Genomic DNA, 18,678 nt, shown 5'->3' with positions numbered 1-18,678 from the left:
GACGATCAAGCAGGTCCTCGACCCCGAGCCGTCGCTCCGTGTTGGGGCAGATCGAGACGGCCGAGGGCGCCGCAGCCGCGGAGGCGATCGCGGCGACCCCCGGCATCGACGGCGTCTTCGTCGGCCCGAGCGACCTCGCCGCCTCCATGGGCGTCCTGGGGCAGCAGACGCACCCCGACGTCATCGCCGCCGTCCACCGCGCCTTCGACGGCGTCGCCGCCACCGGCAAGCCCGTCGGCGTCAACGCCTTCGACCCACAGGCGGCACACGCCTACGCGGAGGCCGGGGCCAGCTTCCTGCTCGTCGGCGCCGACGTCGCCCTCGTCGCACGCGCTTCCTACTGACCACCGAGGCGCATGACCCGGTCAGAGGCAGTTCCAGGAGTCATCCCAGGTCGCTCACGAGCACGGCACCAACCAGATTGATCGACCGCCAACTCCAGAAGGAGGCGCTGACGCGTTCGAAGCCCGCCTGGCCGGCCGCAGGCGGGTTCATCTCCGCTCACAGACCTCCTTGGTCTTGAGCCGCAACGCGTCCTCGCCCAAGGTGGGCGGCTGAGCATGCGGCTGGGTAGCCGAGTGCGAGGCAGAGTTCGGGCGAGGCGTGTACCCGCCGATCTGCCACGAGTGGAACGCGATTGCTCACCGGACTCAAGAATGCCGAGCCGACGAGGCGCCAAGTCGGCCAAGGGCCGAATGACCCGTCGGGGCTACCTTCCCGATTGCCCCAGGTGAGGTCTCAGCGAGCCGATCACTGTGGCTCCTAAGAGCGCCGAGTGCGTCCGGGGCTCTGAGCGCCCGGCCACCCCCTGGCTCGCTCCGGTCTCCTCATTCCCTCCGGGCGAGTGTTATGAACCGCGCCGCCACCGTGGCGAGCACGGCGGCGGCAAGGACGGTGAAGCCTGCCGTGAGGAACACCGCCTGCAGGGTTGTGGACGAGACAAGGATCGCGCCGAGGCCAGACCCTGCCGCCAGGGCTACTTGAAGGTTCGTCACATTCACCGCCGACGCGGCCTCCGGAGTTTCCGGGGCCGCGTCGAGTAGCCAGACCAGCGTTCCCGGGTTCACGACTCCCCAGACCAGGCCCCACAGCGCGAGCAACAGGCCAGCCAGCCAGGGTATGGTGCCCGCGTTCGCCAGCCCGATGAGCAATGCGGCCACCACCGTCGCCGACCCGGCGAAGCTGCCGATCACTCCGCGCTTGAACAGCGATCCGGCGACGAGCGAGCCGACGATGCCACCGCAGCCGTAGACGACGTACAGCAGGGAGACCACGCCGCTGGACAGATGCGTGTGGTCCATCAGGAACGGGGTGATGTACGTCCACGCGGTGAACTGTCCGATGAACACCACCGCGCCCGCCGCCATCCCAAACCGGGCGGCCCGCCGCGTCACGACTCCACGAGGTCACGCAGGTGCGTACGTCCGTCCGGTGGAATACCCGGCAACAGGACCGTCTGCACAACCACGACAATCAGTGTCGCCGCCGCCGCAGTGGCGAAAGTGAGACGCCAGCCGACGAGGTCGCCGAGGAACTGTCCCGCCGGCAGCCCCACCACCGTCCCACCCGAAATACCCGCCGCGATGATGGTGATGGCACGAGTGCCGCCGGCCGGGCCCACCAGCTTGGGTCCGACCGGTGAGACCACGGTCCAGAAGGCTCCGAGGGTGGCGCCGAAGAGCATACGGGCGATCAGCACCAGGACGAAGGTCGGCGCCATCGCGACGACCGCGTTCGACACCAGCACCGTTAGCCCCAGGACGAGAATGGCCGAGCGCCGGTTGAAGCGGCCGGAGCCGAGGAAGAACAGCGGCGCCGACACCGCGGCGCTGAAGCCCGGCACGAGCACCATCAGCCCTGCGAGGCCGAGCGAGACATGCAGTCCGTCGGCGATCTGCGGTAGCAGCCCCACAGGCAGCGTCTCCGTCATGACGACGACGAACGCGCCGAGCGCGACCGCACCGACGGACGCCCAGCCCCGCCTGCTCCCGGGCTCCGCAGCAGTGGCGGGAGCGCGGACGGCTGCGGGCTGGGTCGGGACGGCCGCGGCGCACGACGATGCCGTGACCACGCGTACCTGCGGTGCGTGGTGTGTCGGCGTCGCCTCCGCATTTTCGATCATGTGTACTCCTCGCTCACGGCATGCTCCTGACGGGGCTCTGCTCTGTAAGCGCCCCAGGGTTATCTGCACGAGTCACACGGGGATTCGAAACAGCTCACGTCGCGATCTAGCTCCATGAGCCGGTGCGCGGCCGTGTCAGCCCTTGATGAGGTCGATGATGTGGCCGAAGTTGAAATTCGACGCGAGTGCCGTCAGGTCTCCCTTTGCAGGGCGCCAGCCCTGATGACTGCGCTGATGGAGGCCCCGTCGGGCAGGTTCGGAGCGTAGAGGACATCAGCTCCTGCCTCCGCCTAAGCGGAGAGGCGGCGGACGGTGTCATCGATGTCGGAAATCCCCCATAAGAAGTTGTCCGTATGACCGGTCAGAACGATCCGTCCGTGCGCAGCTGCCGAACGATTGTTCCGCCTGGTTGGTGTCAGATCCATCCGCACCGTCTTACTCCGGCATCGGCGCAGTCGGTTCCGCGGCTGACGGCTCCTGCGTGCTCCATCCTCGAGTTGCGGCGGGTGGTTGGCCCCATGAGTTCGGCCGATCCCTCGACCAGGAGCCAACAGGACGATTTCGTCCAAGGTAGGATATCGCGGCTTCGGCAAGCGGTGCGCTTGGTCCCGACTCAGTCGATGCTGCTCATCCACGCGATCCCACCAGCGCCGGGCCGTCGCGGCCAGCCCCGCCGGCGACAAGACACGCTCTACGCCCACCGCGGCCACGACCACGACAAGTACCGCAGACAGGCCTGCGAGGTCGGAATCACTCGGCTCATCGGCCCGCGCGGCGAGGCGTACGGCTCCGGTCCGGGCGTGTATCGCTGCACACTCGTCGATCACCTGACTGGACTAAATGGTCCTCTACGGTGCATGATGGGCGTGCCGAAGAACGAGGACGTCGACATCCTCAAGCGGGCCACCTTCTATTCCGACCTTCACCACAGCGGCATGTACGTCGTCGGCGGCATGATGGTTCACGCCCCGCAGACGGGAGACGTGGTGAAGATCGTCAGCATCAGGACGCGCCCCTTCGTGGGCGGCGTACGCCTGGTCTCTTGACCGCCACCGGTAGGCGTTCTCGTCAGGGTCGGCGTGCCGAGGCGAGGAACAGCGGTATCGCAAGGAAGAGCCGCCCCGCCTTGGCCCGCGCGGCCTGCTCAGCGATCCACCTGTCGGCTTGCTCCCGATCGAGGGCGCCGGCCGCGAAGGCTCCCTCGGCGATGCCCGAGAGCATCGGCAACATGGTGGCGTCGGTGAAGATGCCGGTGCGGACCTCTACCGACACGTCCTCGAAGCCGGCGTCGAGCAGGAGATTGCGGTAGCGGCGAGCGGCGCGAGGATTCGGAACCGTGTCCGCGCGCGCCTGGACAATGGTGCGGGTGATCGTGGGAGTGTCCGAGTCGATGATGAAGCTCTCCCAGTCCTGACCGATCAGGGCGATTCGCCCGCCGGGTGTGAGCACGCGGAACGCTTCACCGAGCGCTTTCGCCGGGTCGTCGAGCTCGTGGTACACCTTGTCGGCTCGGTAAGCCGCTACAGAGCCGTCCGGAAGGGACAGCTCGTAGGCGTCGCCCACCCTCAAGTCCAGATCCGGCCGGCGTCGACGGCCCTCATCGATCATCTGCACGCTGGCGTCGATGCCGATGGCTTCGGTCCCCCGCTCGCTCATCTCCGCCACGGCGCGGCCGGTACCACAACCGACGTCGACCGCTGGGATTCCGGGGGCGATGTGCAGCAGTTCGTAGGTTCGGGCACGGAGGGCTGCCGCGCCGGGGGATGCGTCGGCCGCGTCGAGCAGCCGGATGAGCGGATTGAGATCTTCGGCTGGCACACGGGGCATCTCGTCGTTGGACATGTGCCCCACCATGCGACTTAATGTCGACATGAAGTCAAACTCGAACCCTCCGGCGATGAGGATCGGAGAGGTGGCGGAACACTTCGGCCTGGCCACGCACGTCCTGCGCCACTGGGAGGCCGTCGGCCTGCTGGAGCCGGCGCGGATCGGAGGCGACCGCCGCAGGTACGGTCCCGATGACCTCTACCGGATCGCGGTCATCCTGCGGGCGAAGGAAGCCGGGTTCGGGCTCGACGACATCCGGGAGATGACCGCGGCCAGGGAGCCGGCGGAACGGCGCGTCATTCTGCGGCGTCTCGAGAACGATTTGAGACGGCGCATCGCCCAGGCGGAAGCCTCGCTGGAGCTCATCCGATGTGCGCTGGACTGCGACCATGAGGACTTCACCTCATGTGCGCACTTCCAAGCCATGGTCACCGAAAGGATCGGGCGGGAAGCGCGACCGCATGTCCCTGTCTGAGTACGCTGAATCGAACCGGAGCCTGGCGGGTGGGCGGAGGTCAGCTCGGGGGCACGATTTTCAACGCCTGCCGAAGCGCCTCCACCTCTTTGGGGGTGAGCTCGGCGAGGAAGTGGACGAACGCCGCCGCCTGGTTGTTGCTCGTGGCCAGCGCTCCGCGCATCAAACGAGCCGTGTACGCCTCGCGCGAGGCCACAGCCTCGTAACTGTAGGCGCGGCCCTCCAACCGACGGCGCAGCCAGCCCTTGCCATGCAGGGTGTCCATCACCGTCATCACCGTGGTGTAGGCGATGTCGCGGCTCTTCTGGAGCTCGGTCAGCACCTCGCGTACGGACACGGGCCGGCCGAGAGCCCAGACGCAGTCCATCACCGCCGCCTCGAGCTTGCCGAACTCGCGCACGTCTCCTCCGCTTTCATCCTTCCTAAGTAGGCTAGTAGATCAGGCCTGGTGCGACAAAGCGGTCACCGATTCCGGACTCCTGTCGTAGGCAGTGACAGTCGACCGACAACTGCCCCCGGATGCCGCGACGGGGATCAGTGGTGTCTCCTCCCGGCGCTGACGATCACAGTATCCCTGTTCAGCTCCACAACCGTCGACCTGCCGCCTGGTGGCCGAGTATCACGTTCACTAGTGCGGATAGTAGTGAGTGCATAGGAAGGCATTGCCGGGTGACGCGGGAAGCGCCTGGATCGATGGGTAATGTGTCCACTGTGACTAGGGACGCTGTGGCGCGCAGGCTCGCTTCCTTGAGCGGACTGCTCCTGCTTGCCGCCGTCCTGTGCGGCCTGCTCGCCATGCACGGGCTGCAGCCCTCACCAGGACCTCTTCCAACTCCTAGCGTCCTGGCCCTGCACTCCGCTCAGAGCGATCATTCGGCGATGCCGACGGCCGGATCCCACGACCGGCACAGCGGCGAACCCAGCTCTCCCCACCAGGGTCACGGTGGCGGCCAGGTCTGTCTCGCCTTCCTCCTGGCCGGGTGGGTCCTACTACTTCTCCTCGTCATAGTGGGTGCCGGAGGCTTCGGTGCCCCGCCGATTCGGCTGTTCTTGCGGTCGTTCCTCCCCCGCGGGCCGACCGCCCGTCCCAGAGGGCCGACTCTCGCGCAACTCTGTGTGATCCGGGTGTAGAAGGCGCACTCGACGGTCTGCCTCGCCGTCGAGCTCCCGCGACCTGCCTGCATCTACACACGGAGAGTGTTCATCCATGACGCGTCTTGCCATTCCCGCCGCCCTGCTGTCGGCCGGTCTGCTGGTCAGTGCCTGCGGCTCCACGGACACCGCCACCGGCGACGTGTCCGCCACGTCGTCGATGTCCGCGATGCCTGCCGAATCACCGGCTCCTGCCACCAGCCCGGCCGCGGACCACAACGACCGGGACATCTGGTTCGCGCAGATGATGATCCCGCACCACCGTCAGGCCCTTGAGATGGCGAAGCTGGCCGAGGACCGCGCTGGCAGCAGCAAGGTCAAGGAGCTGGCCAAGCAGATCGAGGCCGCCCAGGGTCCCGAGATCCAAACGATGACCGGCTGGCTCGAAAGCTGGGGGGTTCAGGCCCCCGGCGAGGACGCCATGCCGATGGACCATATGGACCACGGAATGCCCGGCATGATGTCCGGCGAGGACATGAAGAGGCTCGAAGGCCTCAAGGGCGCCGCGTTCGACAAGGCGTTCCTGACGATGATGATCCAGCACCATGAGGGCGCCATCACCATGGCCAAGGAGGAGCGGGAAGCCGGCGTCTACGAACCGGCCAAGCAGATGGCCGGCTCCATCATGACCAGCCAGTCCGCGGAGATCAGCACCATGAAGAAGCTCCTGAAGTAGGACTCCCGGCGGGTGGGCGGCGGTGGCCGTCGCCCACCCGTTCCTCGAATCCCAGGCGCGAGAAGGTGAGAACTGGGAATGATCGCCGCAATCATCGCCTTGGCCGGATGCGTGTTCCTGCTCGGGCACCTCGCGGGCCCCATGCTGCTGCGCGCGCGATGGTTCGCAGGGTTGCCCGGCACCGCCGTAGCACTGTGGACCGCCGCCCTCGCCGGCACCATGCTGGCCTTGACCGGGCTGACCGCTATCGCACTCGTCTGGCCCTCCACTCCCGGTCACCGGCTCATCGACTGGCTCGCCGACTGCCTGCCAAAGGACGGCCATGCCATATCCCCGGTGGCGGCATTCGCGACGGTCCTGCTTCTCGCGGCAGTGGTCACGTCCCTTGGCCTGGCCGTGCCCAGGGTGGTCCGGACCGTTCGGGAACGCCGCCAGCACCGGCAGATGCTCGACGTGGTCGCGGGGGATCTATCCGGGACACCGGACGTCCGCGTGCTCGAGCACCCCATGCCGATGATCTACTGCCTGCCGGCGCGAGAACGGCCCATCGTCGTGACCACAGGCGCGCTCGACCGGCTCGGCCCGGCCGAGATGGAGGCGGTGCTGGCCCACGAGCGGGCGCACCTGCGGCAGCGGCACCACCTGGTCCTGATGCTGGCCGACGCACTGCGAGCCGCGGTTCCCTGGCTCGGCACGCTACGGCTCGCGTACGCCACCCTGCCCGGCCTGCTGGAACTGGCCGCCGACGATCACGCGGCGCACCACCACGGAAGGGCTCCACTCATCGGTGCGCTACAGAAGCTCTCAGTCGCGTCGTGCTCAGTGGGTGCCCTGGCCGTCAACCCCGCCACCGCGTACATCGCCAGGCTGAGAATCGCCCGGCTGACCTCTCCACAGACGCCTCCACGACTGCCTCACGTCAGATCTCTGTCTTGGTTCGCCGTCTCCGCCGCGGTCGGCGTCCCCGCCGTACTGGTGACGCTGGGCGTGATGATGCTGCCGCTTCCTTGCTGAGTGTCTTCGGCAGACATGCAATGACCTTCCCAATCGCGTCAGCGACTGCGATCTTGCACGGGCGCAGCCTGAGTCCCTTGAGCGCAAGGGCGTTCATGGCCACGATGAAGCTGGAGCCTGACATCGACAGCGCCGCGATCTCAGGGCGCAGCACCAGGCCGAGGGCGGGTTCGAACACTCCCGCAGCGATGGGCAGCGCCAAGGTGTTGTAGCCGATCATTCAGGCCAGGTTCTGCCGCATCTTGTGTACCGTCCCGCGACCGATACGCGGAGTTGTGGGCACGTCCAGCGGATCGGACCGTGTCAGCATCGCGTTTCAGTAGATGCAAGAACTACTAGGGTTCCTAGTAGTGGAGCTTCATAGTTGTGGCACCCAGCACTTTCCCGACCGGCCGCCATCCTTCCCTTGCCGACGCTGCAGCGGGGGCGCCCGCACACCTCGGACCGATCCGCACCACCGACGCCGGTCGCACCTGGACCGCCATGCTTGCCGATACCCCCTGGGGGTATTACTCTCTGACGAGTAACGAGGCCCACCTACATATGTCGGAGTCGTCATGACCGAGCAGCACCGCCACGACCAGATGGAGCATGAGCACAGTGAGCACCCGCCAGCCCTGGACCATGCAGCCCATTCGCATCACGGCTTCGGAACGAAAGCATCCTGGCGGACAGCCGCGTCCGCGACGCTGCACTGCCTGACCGGGTGCGCCATCGGCGAAGTGCTGGGCTTGGTGATTTCCACCGCGCTCGGCTGGACCACTGGCCTGTCCGTCGCCTTGGCCGTCGTGCTCGCCTTCTTCTTCGGCTATCTGCTGACCCTGCTCCCCCTCCGAAAGGCTGGAGTGGGCTGGGCCGGCGCGATCAAGTTGGCGCTGGCAGCCGATACCGTTTCCATCATCATCATGGAGATCGTGGACAACGGCGTCATGATCGCCATCCCGGGCGCCATGGCCGCTACTTTGACGTCCGCGCTGTTCTGGGGCACCCTGGCGCTTTCCCTGTTCGTCGCCTTCTTGGTCACCACGCCGATCAACAAGTGGATCATCGGCAAGGGCAAGGGACACGCCGTTGTCCACGCCTACCACCACTGAGCTGCGGTCTCGCCGGCGTGTTCGGTCAGGCCGCGGTGATGGGCCCGCCGCGGAATCCGCCACTCGAAACGGACGCTGTCTCGGCGCCATCACCTGCTGCCCCGGGGACAGATACGCGCCGAGGTCGCGCGAAGATCGCCGTCAAGAAAATCAGGGCCGACGCTCGGTGGGATCGCCGGCGGCGCGTTGCCAGGCGACGCCTCGTAACAGGCGCAGGCCGTTGAGGCCGACGATGACGGTGGAGCCTTCGTGCCCGGCTACGCCGAGCGGCAGCGGCAGGTCGCCGAGCAGGTCCCAGGCCACCAGTACGGCGATGAACGCGGCGGCGATGGCGAGGTTGGCGATGACCAGGCGGCGGGCGCGGCGGGCCAGGGCGATCACGGTGGGGACGGCGGCGAGCTCGTCGCGGGTGATGACCGCGTCGGCGGCCTCCAGGGTCAGGTCGGCGCCGGTGTCGCCCATCGCGATGCCGGTGTGTGCGGTGGCCAGGGCGGGGGCGTCGTTGACACCGTCGCCGATCAGAGCCACTCGTGCCCCCTGCTGATGGAGTTCGCGTACGGCGTCGACCTTGTGCTCGGGCACCAGACCGGCGCGGACGTCGGTGATGCCGGTCTGTGCGGCCAGCCGGGCGGCGGCGCGGGGGTTGTCCCCGGTCAGCAGCACCGGCGGCGCCGGGATGAGGGCGCGAAGGCGGGCCACGGCGTCTGGTGCGCCGGGCCGGACGCGGTCGGCCAGGGCCAGCACCGCGGCCGGGCGGCCGTCCAGCAGCATCACCACGGCGGTATGCCCGCCGTCTTCGAGCTCGGTCACCAGGGCACGGGACGCACCGGCACCCGGCGCCGTTTCGGGTAGCAGGTGGGTAGGGCTGCCGATCTCGACCAGGTGACCGGCGACGTGGGCCCGCACGCCACGTCCGGGCACCGCTGTGAACCCTGCGGCCAGGGGCAGTCGCAGGCCCTTGCCGTGGGCGGCGGCGGTGACGGCCCGGCCGAGTGGGTGTTCCGAGCCGTCCTCGGCCGCGGTGGCGAGCGTGAGCAGCTCACGCTCGCTGAGGCTCGTGCCGGGCAGGGCGCGGATGTGGGTCAGGTCGGGGCGGCCCTCGGTGAGGGTGCCGGTCTTGTCGAAGGCCACCTGGGTGACGTCGGCGAGTTGTTCCATGACCACGGCGGACTTGACCAGCACCCCGTGCCGGCCGGCGGTGGCGATGGCGGCCAGCAGCGGCGGCATGGTGGCCAGCACCACCGCGCACGGCGAGGCGACGATCATGAAGGTCATCGCGCGGAGCAGGCTGCCCCGCAGGTCCTGCCCCAGCGCGAGGGGGATCACGAACAGGGCGAGGGTGGCGGCGACCATGACCACCGAGTAGCGCTGCTCGACCTTCTCGATGAACAGCTGGGCGCGTGCCTTGGTAGCGCTGGCCTGCTCGATCATGGCCACGATCCGGGCGATCACCGTCTCACCGGCCGGGCTGCCCACTCGCACCCGCAGCACGCCGGCGCCGTTGACGGTGCCGGCGAACACCTCGTCGCCGGCCTGTTTGTCCACCGGAAGGCTCTCACCGGTGATTGACGCCTGGTCGACGTCGCTGGCCCCGTCGACCACCTGGCCGTCGGCGCCGATGCGCTCCCCGGGCCGTACCACGATGACGTCGCCGACGGCCAGATCGGCGGTCTCGACGACCTCTTCCCGCCCCGCCGGGTCCAGCCGGGTCGCCTTTTCGGGCGCCAGGTCCAGCAGGGTGCGCACCGAGTCGGCGGTGCGCTTGGTCGCCACCGCCTCCAGCGCCCCTGAGGTGGCGAAGATGACGATCAGCAGCGCGCCGTCGAAGACCTGCCCGATCGCGGCGGCGCCGATCACCGCGGCGACCATGAGCAGGTCGACATCCAGCGTCCGCTCACGCAGCGCACGCAGCCCGTCCAGCCCCGGCTCCCACCCGCCGGCGGCATAGCAGCTCAGATACAGCCCCCACCACAGCCAGGAGGGTGCCCCGGCCAGCCGGCAGACGCCGCCGGCGGCGAACAGACCGGTCGCCGCGATGGCCCAGCGCACCCCGGGCAGCGATCCGGCCCCGGACTGCCACCACGCCCACGGGCGGCCGGGCCCGCACGCGCCGCCTCCTGACACACAGCCGGACCGCCCCCGCAATCAGCCTTGGCGGTGCGCGGCGGGATCCCGGGCCTCTCGCCGGCGGGCCGGCGCCTCGGGCGAGACGCCGGCGCGGCGAGCCGTCCTCCTCCCCCGGCTGTCCACCGTACGGCTTTCGCGTGCCGTGACAATGCTTGAAACCTCGGTCCTCAGTGCGCGTGCGGCCCCGCGACGTGATGTGGTCTGCCACCTGGCAGCAGAATCAGAGCGACGAGGGCCGCCAGAGCGGCACTGACGGCGCACACCATGAAGGCGGTGCTGAAGCCGGTAATCGCGCCGGTCTCGATACCGCCGGCCGCGACGGTGGAGACGACGGCGACGCCGACCGACCCGCCGACCTCGTGGAAGGTGTTGACCACGCCGGATGCAAGGCCGGCCTCCTGATGGGAGATGTAGCCGAGTGCGGAGGTGGTGGCTGCGACGAACACGGCGCCGAGGCCGACGGCAGCCACGGCGAGACCGGGGACCAGGACCGCCCAGACGTCGGCCCCCGCGGACAGGCCGGTGAGCAGCCAGGAGCCGACGGCGGCTAGTGCCAACCCCGCGGCGGCGATCGGACGGCTGCCTATGCGCCCGATGAGACGACTGCCGATGTGCGCACCGATTCCGGTGGCCATCGCGACGGGCAGGAACATGAGGCCGGTGCCGAGGGGGGTGTAACCGCGGGCGTGCTGAAGGTAGACGGAACCGAGGAAGAAGAAGCCGATCAGCAGCGCGCTGGCGACCAGCATGAGGAAGGCACCCGCGAGGACGGGACGCCGGGAGAGCATGCGAACGTCCATAAGCGGCGCACGAACCCGCCCTTCCACGATGCCGAACCCGGCGTACAGCGCCAGGGCGGCGATCAGTGCCACGAGCGTCGCCGTCCCGCCCCAGCCGGCGTCGCCCGCTTTGACCAGTCCGTAGATGAGGGAGGCGGTCGCCCCGGTGACCAGCAGCGCCCCGAGCAGATCGATCCGACCCCGCTGAGCCTGGCGAGCCGGGGCCGGGACGGTGAACGGCAGGGCGACCAGCACCACGACGCCGACAGGGACGTTGATGAAGAACACCCATTCCCAGCCGGGGCCGGCCGTGATCGCGCCGCCCAGGATGACTCCCGCCGCCGATCCGATACCGCCCAGAGCGGCCCAGACGCCCAGCGCTTTGTCGCGCTCAGCGCCGTGGAAGGTGGTGGTGACGATGGACAACGCCGCCGGGGAGAGCAGGGCCGCTCCGACTCCCTGCGCCACACGACCGGCGATGAGCACGGATCCGCTCGGGGCCAGGCCCGTTCCAAGCGACGCGAGGGTGAAGACGGCGAGACCGGCCAGCAGGGTCCGTCGCGCGCCGAGCCCGTCCGCGAGCCGGCCGCCCAGCAGCATCAGCCCTCCCAAGCAGAGGGTGTAGGCGGTGACCACCCACGTGAGCGTTTCGCGGTCCAAGTGAAGGTCGGCGCTCATGCTGGGCAGCGCGACGTTCACGACGGTGACGTCGAGGATCAGCATGAACTGGGCCAGGCACACCAACGCGAGGGCCGTCCAGCGGCGCCGGTCAGGTGGGGTCTCGGGATGTGCCTGCACGGCATGCGGATGGTGAGCAGAGACGGGATGGCTCATGAGAGACCTCCGGAAGGGGATGTGAAGGCTGCGCGACGAACCCAAACGCAGCGGATGATTCGAGCAGTTATGTACGGGTCAACGGGGCTCGATCACGAGGGCGGGCAGGGCAACCATGGCTCCCGGCTCGAGGTCGGCCGGCGTGCGCGTGACGTCCGGCGCGAACCTGGCCGTCGGCGGGGTTGCGCGAGCCGTCAATCGCGAGCAGCGCGACCCGGAGCAGTTGCCCGACGAGCGTGTGACCACTCCGGCGAGCGCACTACGTCCGGCCTTTCACGCGATTGGGAAAGAGGCGGCGACCAGGCATGCAGCGATCAGCATCAGGCTCAGGACCTGAAAACTGCGTGTGAGCCCGTGCACCTGGCCGGACGCACGGATCCCGGCGCGTCTCGGGCCGGGTGCGGGATCACCCCGAGCAGGAACGGTAGGCCTCCGGTCCACCCGGTCACAGCCGCGAGCCGGCTCAGTGAGCGGACCACTTCGCGATCCCGCTTGCCCTGCGGTGTCTGCGTAACTGCCACGATCCCGCCCCCCGCGTGAAAGTTGTACGATGCAACTCTTAAGAGAGGGTAGCGAGCAGAGTTGTATGTTGCAACTATGGAGGATCTGTGCAGCAGGAACCGACACCCGACGGCCTTGAAGCGCTCCTGATGGAGCTGGTCATCGAGATAGGCCTTCAGCGGGGCGACGCACTGGTGCCGGATCTGGCGATGACTCTCTCCGAAGGACTGGCCCTCCTCGAGATCTGGCACACCGGCCCGGTGCCGCAGCAGCACATCGCCGACCGTCTACGCCTGGAGAAGAGCAGCGTCAGCCGCCTTGTCGCGGGGCTGGAGCGCAAGGGCTGGCTCGTCCGGGAACGCGATCAGGCCAACCGTCGCTACTACCGCCTCATGCTGAGTGAGGCCGGTCGTGTAGTCGTGGCACGAATGTCAACGCACCTGCACGAGCGTCACGGCCAGGTTCTCACGAGGCTTACGGGCGCCGAGCGCTCCGCTCTGGCCGTGGCGCTGCCCGCTCTCACCCGTGCTCTGCGTGAGACCACCGCCGCAGCGGCCACCTGAGGAGATCGCCGGCCGTCGACGGTCACGATGCTGGGCAGGGGCGGACAGGCGCCACCCCAGGTGATCAGGACTGGACGTAGCCGAGGGTGGTCATCATGCCGACTTCGGCGTGATAGACGTCGTGGCAGTGGATCATCCACAAGCCGAGATTGCCGGCGTCGAAGTCCGCCTCGACATTGCTGTTCGGCAGCACGATGGCGGTGTCCTCGCGGATCCCGCCGGCGGTCAGGGCGAAGGTCTGGCCATGCAGGCGCATGGGATGCCACATCAAGGGCCGGTTGACGAACCGCAACCGGACCCGTTCCCCTGCGTGGACGGGGAGGATGGTCTTCGGGTCGTACGGCCGGCCGTTGATGGCCCAGTCGTAGGCCATCATGCTGCCGGTCAGCTCCAATCGGATGGTCGACGGCCTTCGACGGCAGCCTCACACTCTGCGCGGGACGGAGCTCGTCATAGCGGATGATCTTGCGATTCAGCTTTCGCGGCCGCATGTCGATGTCAGGAGTCCGGCCCGTGATGGAGGTTCGGACCAGCGCGCGGGCGGTGACCCCGTCCAGCCAGTCGTCGAGGACGACCACCCACTCCTCGTCGTACGACAGCAGCTCGTGGGGATCCAGGACGCAAACGCGACTCAAGCCAAACGCCGGCGCCTGAGACTGCGGCGTCGTGCACGGCTGAAAGCGGCCGCGCTCGGCCGCTCGCGCGACGGCCTGACCAGCAAGGTTCGCCTGTCCGCCGCCCGCTGTCGTTCGTCGTGACGCCGGGTCAGGCCTCCGACAGCCCGCGGTTCGGGCCGTCCTGGCCGGCATCAAGGTCCGGGTGCGCATCGGCCGCCCGCGTACCCGCCCTGACGCGGTGGTCGCCGATAAGGCGTACTCCTCCCGCGCCAACCGGTGCCACCTGCGCCGGCGCCGCATCCGGGCGGTGATTCCCGAGAAGGCCGACCAGGCGGCCAACCGCAAGAAACGAGGGTCACTGCGGTGGCCGCCCGGTCAGCCACGACCGGGACCTGTGCAAGGAACGCAACACAGCCAAGCGCTGCATCAATCGGATCAAGGAGTGGCGGGGCCTGGCCTTCCGCTTCGACAAGACCCCCGAGAGCTATCTCGCCGGCCTCTACTTACGAGGTGCCATCTTGTGGATCCGTAGCCTTCAGCCCGCCTGAAGATCCGAACTCCGTACAGGCCCTAGTGGCGCCGAGTCAGTCGTCGCACCCGCAACCATCGCAACTGCAATCGGCACATTGACAGCTACCGGACTGACAGCTTCCGGCGCTGTGTACGGTCATGGCACTGGCGGGACTGGCGTAGGTGAGAGCGCCCAGGCAGACAGCGCTGCCGGCCAGAGCGGTGCTGGCCGCGACGCCGGCGATGATGTTACGGAGTACAAGCATCTCATCGTCTCCCTGATGGATTACTGAGAATTAGATGCGTATGGAAATGCCACTCGTAGACTTGAAGTGACCACTCCAGACGACTCATTGATTACCTCTCCAAAAGCCCACAAACGGACATTCTGGCTATTTAGTAATCAATTGAATCTACTATCACCCTTAGTAGAAGTATCCTGCGACATCTGGCACTAGAACAACCCATCTGTCCTGATTTGTTGATCGGTTGGCCCCGGTCGAGGAGATGATCAGCTAGTTCAAGCGGTATCGACGCCAACGTTGGGCTGCCGTGAATCGAGGCTGCCTGACGTTCCGATCGGTATCGCCTCTACGGCGGCTTGTAGCTGGCTCGGGTTACTTTTCGAAGGAGAGGAACCGTCGCCGGGCATACGGAGCCCTACTATCGCAGATAGAAGGTATCGACCCTGGAGGACATAATGGCTGCCCGGGGACCAGCAGCGGCGCTTCTCCGCGCGATGCTGCCAATGATCCTCTGACAGGCGTGGCCGCCATGCACGCGCTCGGGCATGAGCACGATGACCCCGGCGCGATGTCGATGTCAGCGGCCATGACAACGCATACGGCCGACGTTGGGCTTGCTACTCCGCATCACAGCTCCTCCGGCAGCGACTCGTCCACGCACGACGCCGGCTCCCACTCGCCGTTCGATCCAAGCACGGTGTGTCTTGTGATCCTGTCGGGCCTGGCCTTGGGACTGCTGTTCCTGACCCGTATCGGAGCGGAGGAAGCGGCCAGGCCTGGCCGGCTGTCGATCGGCCGACTCTCCGTTCCCGACCTGCCGCCGTTATCCGTCGTCCTCACGCATGTGGTGGTGCTTCGGAACTGATGCGTGCCACGCGGGCGCCCGGCACCGCGCATTTCCGGGGTCGTCCATCGGACGATCCCCTTGAGGTCTCGCATGTCTTCGTTCAACCGGCGTTCCTTCCTCCGCGGCGGCCTGCTGGTCGCCGCGGGCGCCGCGTTCTCCGCCTGCAGTGGCAAGACGGTGAGCACGGCCGGTGTCCCGGCCTTCGTCGAGCCGTCGGCCGAGCAGGTACGGGCCGCGGTCCCCGGCGTCACGTAGCCGCCCGTCAGGACCGGTGCGGAGTTCACCTATGAATTCACCGCGTTCACCCCCGGGACCTACTGGGTCCACCCGGATTCCGGGCCGCAGCTCGATGGCGGTCTCTACGCGCCGTTGATCGTCGAGTTAGGTCGGCCTTCGCTGGCGTCACCTGTGGTACCCGCCGCTGGTGAAGCCCCTTTCCCCCTCGACGACCTACGCGGCTGACGCCGGCGAGACCATGTCGGGAATCTGAGCACGGCCGCTGGCCGGAGAAGTCCCCGGTGGTGATGCAGTACATCCGCCACCGCGACAAGTGAAAGAACAACCCGATGCTGCGCGTGGGACTATGACCGGGGCGACGACCGTGCAGGGTGACAGGCCGCCGCGACCTGGTCCGTGCTGCTCACATCTCTCGGCACGACCAGTTGGCTCGAGACATCGCCGACCCGTCCAGGTTCGTCCATGCGCACCGGCATGCGGTGTGACAACCTGTGGCAGGTTGGCTTATGCCCGCCGCTGAAATAGTTCCGGAAACCAGGCTTGGGTGAAGTGACTGCCCAACTGTGTCAAACACTGGTGCAGGGCCGGACTCACACCGGGCACGTCCGGGCCGAGCAGCGGGAACGCTCTGAGCAAGGCCTGGACAGGAGACGAGGGTCAGGTGAGGTCGGAGACGATCCGCGCTGTGGCTTCGGCGATCAGTGAGTCCTTGGGCGGTGTGTGGTACCCGGGCCGGTCGGACATGATGGCCATCACCAGCGGGGCGGTGTGCGGCGGCCACACGATGGCTATGTCGTTGGCCCTGCCGTAGTCGCCGGTTCCGGTCTTGTCGGCCACCGTCCATCCCTTGGGGAGCCCGGCCCGTACGCGTTTAGCCCCGGTGGTGTTGCGTACGAGCCAGTCCTTGAGCAGGGCGCGTTTGCCGGCGCTCAGCGCCTCACCGAGCACGAGCTTCTGGTAGTCGGCGGCGATCGCCCGAGGAGTGGTGGTATCGCGCGGGTCCCGTGGGCGGTCCCTGTTCAGCTCGGGCTCGTAGTTGTCCATGCGGCTGACGGTGTCGCCGAGCCTGCGCAGGTAGGCGGTCAACCGCGCCGGACCGCCGATGTCGCGCATCAGCAGGTTGCCGGCCGTGCCGTCGCTGTATCGGATGGCGGCGTCACACAGTTGCCTGATGGTCATTCCGGTCGCGATGTGATCCTTGGTGATCGGCGAGATGGAGTTGACGTCGGCTCCGGTGTAAGTGACGCGCTTGCCCAGGTGACTGACGGGGTTTTGGTGCAGGACCGCCGCCGCGGCGAGCGCCTTGAAAGTGGAGCAGAACGCGAAACGCTCGTCGGCGCGGTAGGCCAAGCTGGCGCCGGTACCGGTTTCCAGGACGTACACGCCCAGCCGGGCGCCGTGCTTGCGTTCGAGTGCCGCGAACTGCGATCTGTCTGGGAAGCCCACCGCACGGCGCTCCGGTGCCGGGGAACCGGGTGAGCGGCGATCCGGCGCCGGCGATGGCCCGGAGGCTGAGCCATCATCTTCGTCGCACCCCGCCAGAGGCAAGAGCGCCGCGGCCATCAGTAAAGCGCGGCGGGACGGGCCGGGCGGCTCAACGGGCATCGGTAGTACCTCCTTTCACTTGCCGGGACTCTAGGCAATCACGACATCATGGCGGTCAAACCTGCCTCGTGCGAATCACCGACCGGGAAGACTCCGGCCACGGCGACCGCGCTTTCGAACTCGCCGAGGGGGCCGGACACACCTCCCGCCGGGTCTGGGCCTTTCGGTCGGCGAGGTCTTTAGCCACTGATGTTGCCCCGGTCTTGTGGACACCTAAGTGCTCGGAGGGGAGGAAGATGACGGTGACCCTTGGTCGAATTGCCGGGCTGTCGCGGGCGCCGCCCCGCAGACCGGCGTCACGAGTACGCCGCGACGTGCTGGGTCTTCAGTCAGCCGAGAAGTCCTTCGGTCCTTGTGTGGCCCGGTAGCGAACCGAGCAGGACGTCGAGCATGCTCAGGGGAGCTTTAGGTGGTCGAAGTAGGGCGCTGGCGGGCGGTTCCGCGATGGTGCAGGATGGCTAGCATCCGTCACCTTTCCTATACGATCCGAGTGGTCGTCAGCATGCAGCAGCGTTGCGACCGATGTCAACAGGTTCGCGAAGACGCTAGAAGGGACCTCACGTCACGACGGACGACGAAGCGTCGATCGCGGCTATCAGGGCACAGGGATCCGTACCCCGTACAAGAAGCCACCCGGCCGGGAACTGACCGATGCCCGCAAAGCCTGCAACACCGCGCTAAACCGCATCCGGGCCGCGGTGGAGCGGGCCATCGCCCACCTCAAATGCTGGAAAGTCCTCAAAACCGGCTTCCGGCGATCACTGGAGGACTTCCCCGCATTGCTACGCCCGTGACCAAACTGGAGGTCTTCCGAGTGTACGGCCTGTACTGAAACACCATCCAAATTGGTTTTGGGAAGTCCTCCTGATGTCGCTGCGGATCGAGCCTGGCGCGAGAGCTGGGGGTCTCGCAGACGCCGATCCGAGACGCTCTGAACCGCATGGAGGCCGAGGGCCTGGTCGTGCGTGTGCCCCATGCCGGCTATCGCATTCCTCCCCAAATCACTCGTCAGCGATTCGAGGACATGCTTGAGCTCCGCCTGCTCCTCGAGCCGGCAGCGGCGCGCAGATCCGCCGAACGCGCATCCTTGCAGCAGGTGGCCGGTCTGCGACGAATGCTGGAGGAGATGGCGGAGCTGGAGGGAGGCAACGGGATCATGGCCTATGGCGCCTTCGGGCTACGCGACGCCGCTTTTCACGATCTCGTCGCCTTGAGCGCGGAGAACCAGGTCATCCGCGAAGCGCTCGGTCGCCTGCACACGCACGTGCACCTGTTCCGGCTTCTCCACGACACCCAGGTCACGCACTTGGCCATGGCCGAGCACGAAGAGGTTCTGGCCGCGATCGCCGCGCGTGACCCCGACGGCGCCGCCTACGCCATGCGTCGGCACATCCTGCTGTCCGGCGAGCGGTTCCGCCGATTGTTCGACGAAGTCAAGGGCTCGGACGGAATG

General features: G+C 67.6%; 20 protein-coding genes and 2 pseudogenes. 14 read left to right on the top strand and 8 right to left on the bottom strand.

Going from position 1 to position 18,678, the window contains the following annotated elements; translation table 11 throughout:
• Nucleotides 1–38 precede the first annotated feature (38 nt).
• A complete protein-coding gene (locus BXA11_RS23855; protein WP_076438018.1) occupies nt 39–344 on the top strand; it encodes an aldolase/citrate lyase family protein in 306 nt (101 codons plus the stop codon).
• 483 nt (nt 345–827) lie between these two features.
• On the opposite strand, the gene BXA11_RS23850 is transcribed toward BXA11_RS23855, so the two are convergent.
• Nucleotides 828–1,394, bottom strand: a complete 567-nt coding sequence (locus BXA11_RS23850) for an MFS transporter (RefSeq protein WP_143734476.1) — start codon at nt 1,392–1,394, stop codon at nt 828–830.
• Nucleotides 1,391–2,122 carry an MFS transporter gene (locus BXA11_RS23845; protein ID WP_076438013.1) on the bottom strand — a complete coding sequence of 244 codons (732 nt, stop codon included), beginning with the start codon at nt 2,120–2,122 and terminating at the stop codon, nt 1,391–1,393. The genes BXA11_RS23850 and BXA11_RS23845 overlap by 4 nt, the downstream gene beginning before the upstream one ends.
• 620 nt (nt 2,123–2,742) lie before the next feature.
• On the opposite strand from BXA11_RS23845, the gene BXA11_RS42355 reads away from it, so the two are divergent.
• Nucleotides 2,743–3,168, top strand: coding sequence for a hypothetical protein (locus tag BXA11_RS42355; protein WP_143734475.1), 426 nt, complete (start codon nt 2,743–2,745; stop codon nt 3,166–3,168).
• 22 nt (nt 3,169–3,190) lie between these two features.
• Here BXA11_RS42355 and BXA11_RS23835 read toward each other — a convergent pair whose 3' ends face one another.
• Nucleotides 3,191–3,964, bottom strand: a complete 774-nt coding sequence (locus BXA11_RS23835; RefSeq protein ID WP_076438226.1) for a methyltransferase domain-containing protein — start codon at nt 3,962–3,964, stop codon at nt 3,191–3,193.
• Between the two features lie 55 nt (nt 3,965–4,019).
• Here BXA11_RS23835 and BXA11_RS23830 point away from each other — a divergent pair, with 55 nt between their 5' ends.
• Entirely contained in the window at nt 4,020–4,424 is a 405-nt protein-coding gene (locus BXA11_RS23830) for a MerR family transcriptional regulator (RefSeq protein WP_204053822.1), read from the top strand.
• Between the two features lie 40 nt (nt 4,425–4,464).
• Here BXA11_RS23830 and BXA11_RS23825 read toward each other — a convergent pair whose 3' ends face one another.
• Nucleotides 4,465–4,824, bottom strand: coding sequence for a BlaI/MecI/CopY family transcriptional regulator (locus BXA11_RS23825; protein ID WP_030512459.1), 360 nt, complete (start codon nt 4,822–4,824; stop codon nt 4,465–4,467).
• Nucleotides 4,825–4,943: 119 nt separating this feature from the next.
• Between BXA11_RS23825 and BXA11_RS45780 the strand changes: the two genes are divergently transcribed.
• The 4 genes from BXA11_RS45780 to BXA11_RS23805 all read left to right on the top strand — a co-directional run bounded on the left by BXA11_RS45780 (nt 4,944) and on the right by BXA11_RS23805 (nt 8,360).
• The gene (locus BXA11_RS45780) at nt 4,944–5,555 is read left to right on the top strand and encodes a DUF6153 family protein (RefSeq protein WP_373320624.1); all 612 of its coding nucleotides are present in this window, start codon (nt 4,944–4,946) and stop codon (nt 5,553–5,555) included.
• A 76-nt stretch (nt 5,556–5,631) separates the two neighbouring features.
• Complete coding sequence (locus BXA11_RS23820) at nt 5,632–6,252, top strand: DUF305 domain-containing protein (RefSeq protein ID WP_076438006.1); 621 nt, start codon at nt 5,632–5,634, stop codon at nt 6,250–6,252.
• Between the two features lie 78 nt (nt 6,253–6,330).
• A complete protein-coding gene (locus tag BXA11_RS23815) occupies nt 6,331–7,266 on the top strand; it encodes a M56 family metallopeptidase (protein ID WP_083744527.1) in 936 nt (311 codons plus the stop codon).
• Between the two features lie 557 nt (nt 7,267–7,823).
• Nucleotides 7,824–8,360: a DUF4396 domain-containing protein gene (locus BXA11_RS23805; protein ID WP_076438002.1), complete on the top strand. Its 537-nt coding sequence runs from the start codon at nt 7,824–7,826 to the stop codon at nt 8,358–8,360.
• Between the two features lie 150 nt (nt 8,361–8,510).
• Here the strand turns inward: BXA11_RS23805 and BXA11_RS23800 are convergent, their stop codons facing one another.
• Nucleotides 8,511–10,409 (bottom strand): heavy metal translocating P-type ATPase, encoded by a 1,899-nt coding sequence (locus BXA11_RS23800; RefSeq protein WP_275409727.1) that lies wholly within the window; start codon nt 10,407–10,409, stop codon nt 8,511–8,513.
• Nucleotides 10,410–10,654: 245 nt separating this feature from the next.
• Nucleotides 10,655–12,064, bottom strand: a complete 1,410-nt coding sequence (locus BXA11_RS23795; RefSeq protein ID WP_239105118.1) for an MFS transporter — start codon at nt 12,062–12,064, stop codon at nt 10,655–10,657.
• 644 nt (nt 12,065–12,708) lie between these two features.
• Between BXA11_RS23795 and BXA11_RS23790 the strand changes: the two genes are divergently transcribed.
• Nucleotides 12,709–13,164: a MarR family winged helix-turn-helix transcriptional regulator gene (locus tag BXA11_RS23790; RefSeq protein ID WP_076437996.1), complete on the top strand. Its 456-nt coding sequence runs from the start codon at nt 12,709–12,711 to the stop codon at nt 13,162–13,164.
• A 64-nt stretch (nt 13,165–13,228) separates the two neighbouring features.
• On the opposite strand, the gene BXA11_RS42345 is transcribed toward BXA11_RS23790, so the two are convergent.
• Nucleotides 13,229–13,558: a multicopper oxidase domain-containing protein gene (locus tag BXA11_RS42345; protein WP_076437994.1), complete on the bottom strand. Its 330-nt coding sequence runs from the start codon at nt 13,556–13,558 to the stop codon at nt 13,229–13,231.
• A gap of 238 nt (nt 13,559–13,796) precedes the next feature.
• Between BXA11_RS42345 and BXA11_RS44765 the strand changes: the two are divergent.
• The 4 genes and pseudogenes from BXA11_RS44765 to BXA11_RS44755 form a co-directional block, all read left to right on the top strand.
• Nucleotides 13,797–14,329: pseudogene (locus BXA11_RS44765) on the top strand (transposase); the annotation flags it as partial.
• Nucleotides 14,330–15,056: 727 nt separating this feature from the next.
• Nucleotides 15,057–15,401, top strand: coding sequence for a hypothetical protein (locus BXA11_RS23775; protein WP_076437991.1), 345 nt, complete (start codon nt 15,057–15,059; stop codon nt 15,399–15,401).
• Nucleotides 15,402–15,473: 72 nt separating this feature from the next.
• Entirely contained in the window at nt 15,474–15,638 is a 165-nt protein-coding gene (locus BXA11_RS44760; RefSeq protein WP_239105117.1) for a twin-arginine translocation signal domain-containing protein, read from the top strand.
• Nucleotides 15,639–15,653: 15 nt separating this feature from the next.
• Nucleotides 15,654–15,845, top strand: a pseudogene (locus BXA11_RS44755) (hypothetical protein); the annotation flags it as partial.
• A 432-nt stretch (nt 15,846–16,277) separates the two neighbouring features.
• Here the strand turns inward: BXA11_RS44755 and bla are convergent.
• Nucleotides 16,278–17,225, bottom strand: a complete 948-nt coding sequence (gene bla / locus BXA11_RS23760; RefSeq protein WP_076437989.1) for a class A beta-lactamase — start codon at nt 17,223–17,225, stop codon at nt 16,278–16,280.
• A 479-nt stretch (nt 17,226–17,704) separates the two neighbouring features.
• Between bla and BXA11_RS45775 the strand changes: the two genes are divergently transcribed.
• Together BXA11_RS45775 and BXA11_RS23750 are read left to right on the top strand one after the other, a co-directional pair.
• Nucleotides 17,705–18,019: a transposase family protein gene (locus BXA11_RS45775; protein WP_204053834.1), complete on the top strand. Its 315-nt coding sequence runs from the start codon at nt 17,705–17,707 to the stop codon at nt 18,017–18,019.
• A gap of 92 nt (nt 18,020–18,111) precedes the next feature.
• Nucleotides 18,112–18,678, top strand: a 567-nt coding sequence (locus BXA11_RS23750) for a GntR family transcriptional regulator (RefSeq protein WP_280175325.1), incomplete at its 3' end; no start/stop codon positions are given.

This window comes from Microbispora rosea (assembly GCF_900156315.1).
In the GTDB taxonomy this organism is placed as follows: Bacteria; Actinomycetota; Actinomycetes; order Streptosporangiales; family Streptosporangiaceae; genus Microbispora; species Microbispora rosea.
The sequence above is the reverse complement of the archived record's forward strand: the minus strand, read 5'-3'. Positions and strand labels throughout refer to the sequence as shown.

Coding starts and splice junctions, on each gene's coding strand:
- BXA11_RS42355 (WP_143734475.1), top strand. CDS start 2,743: ATGCTGCTCATCCACGCGATCCCACCAGCGCCGGGCCGTCGCGGCCAG.
- BXA11_RS23820 (WP_076438006.1), top strand. CDS start 5,632: ATGACGCGTCTTGCCATTCCCGCCGCCCTGCTGTCGGCCGGTCTGCTG.
- BXA11_RS23845 (WP_076438013.1), bottom strand. CDS start 2,122: ATGATCGAAAATGCGGAGGCGACGCCGACACACCACGCACCGCAGGTA.
- BXA11_RS45780 (WP_373320624.1), top strand. CDS start 4,944: ATGCCGCGACGGGGATCAGTGGTGTCTCCTCCCGGCGCTGACGATCAC.
- BXA11_RS23805 (WP_076438002.1), top strand. CDS start 7,824: ATGACCGAGCAGCACCGCCACGACCAGATGGAGCATGAGCACAGTGAG.
- BXA11_RS44760 (WP_239105117.1), top strand. CDS start 15,474: ATGTCTTCGTTCAACCGGCGTTCCTTCCTCCGCGGCGGCCTGCTGGTC.
- BXA11_RS23835 (WP_076438226.1), bottom strand. CDS start 3,964: ATGTCCAACGACGAGATGCCCCGTGTGCCAGCCGAAGATCTCAATCCG.
- bla (WP_076437989.1), bottom strand. CDS start 17,225: ATGCCCGTTGAGCCGCCCGGCCCGTCCCGCCGCGCTTTACTGATGGCC.
- BXA11_RS23815 (WP_083744527.1), top strand. CDS start 6,331: ATGATCGCCGCAATCATCGCCTTGGCCGGATGCGTGTTCCTGCTCGGG.
- BXA11_RS23830 (WP_204053822.1), top strand. CDS start 4,020: ATGAGGATCGGAGAGGTGGCGGAACACTTCGGCCTGGCCACGCACGTC.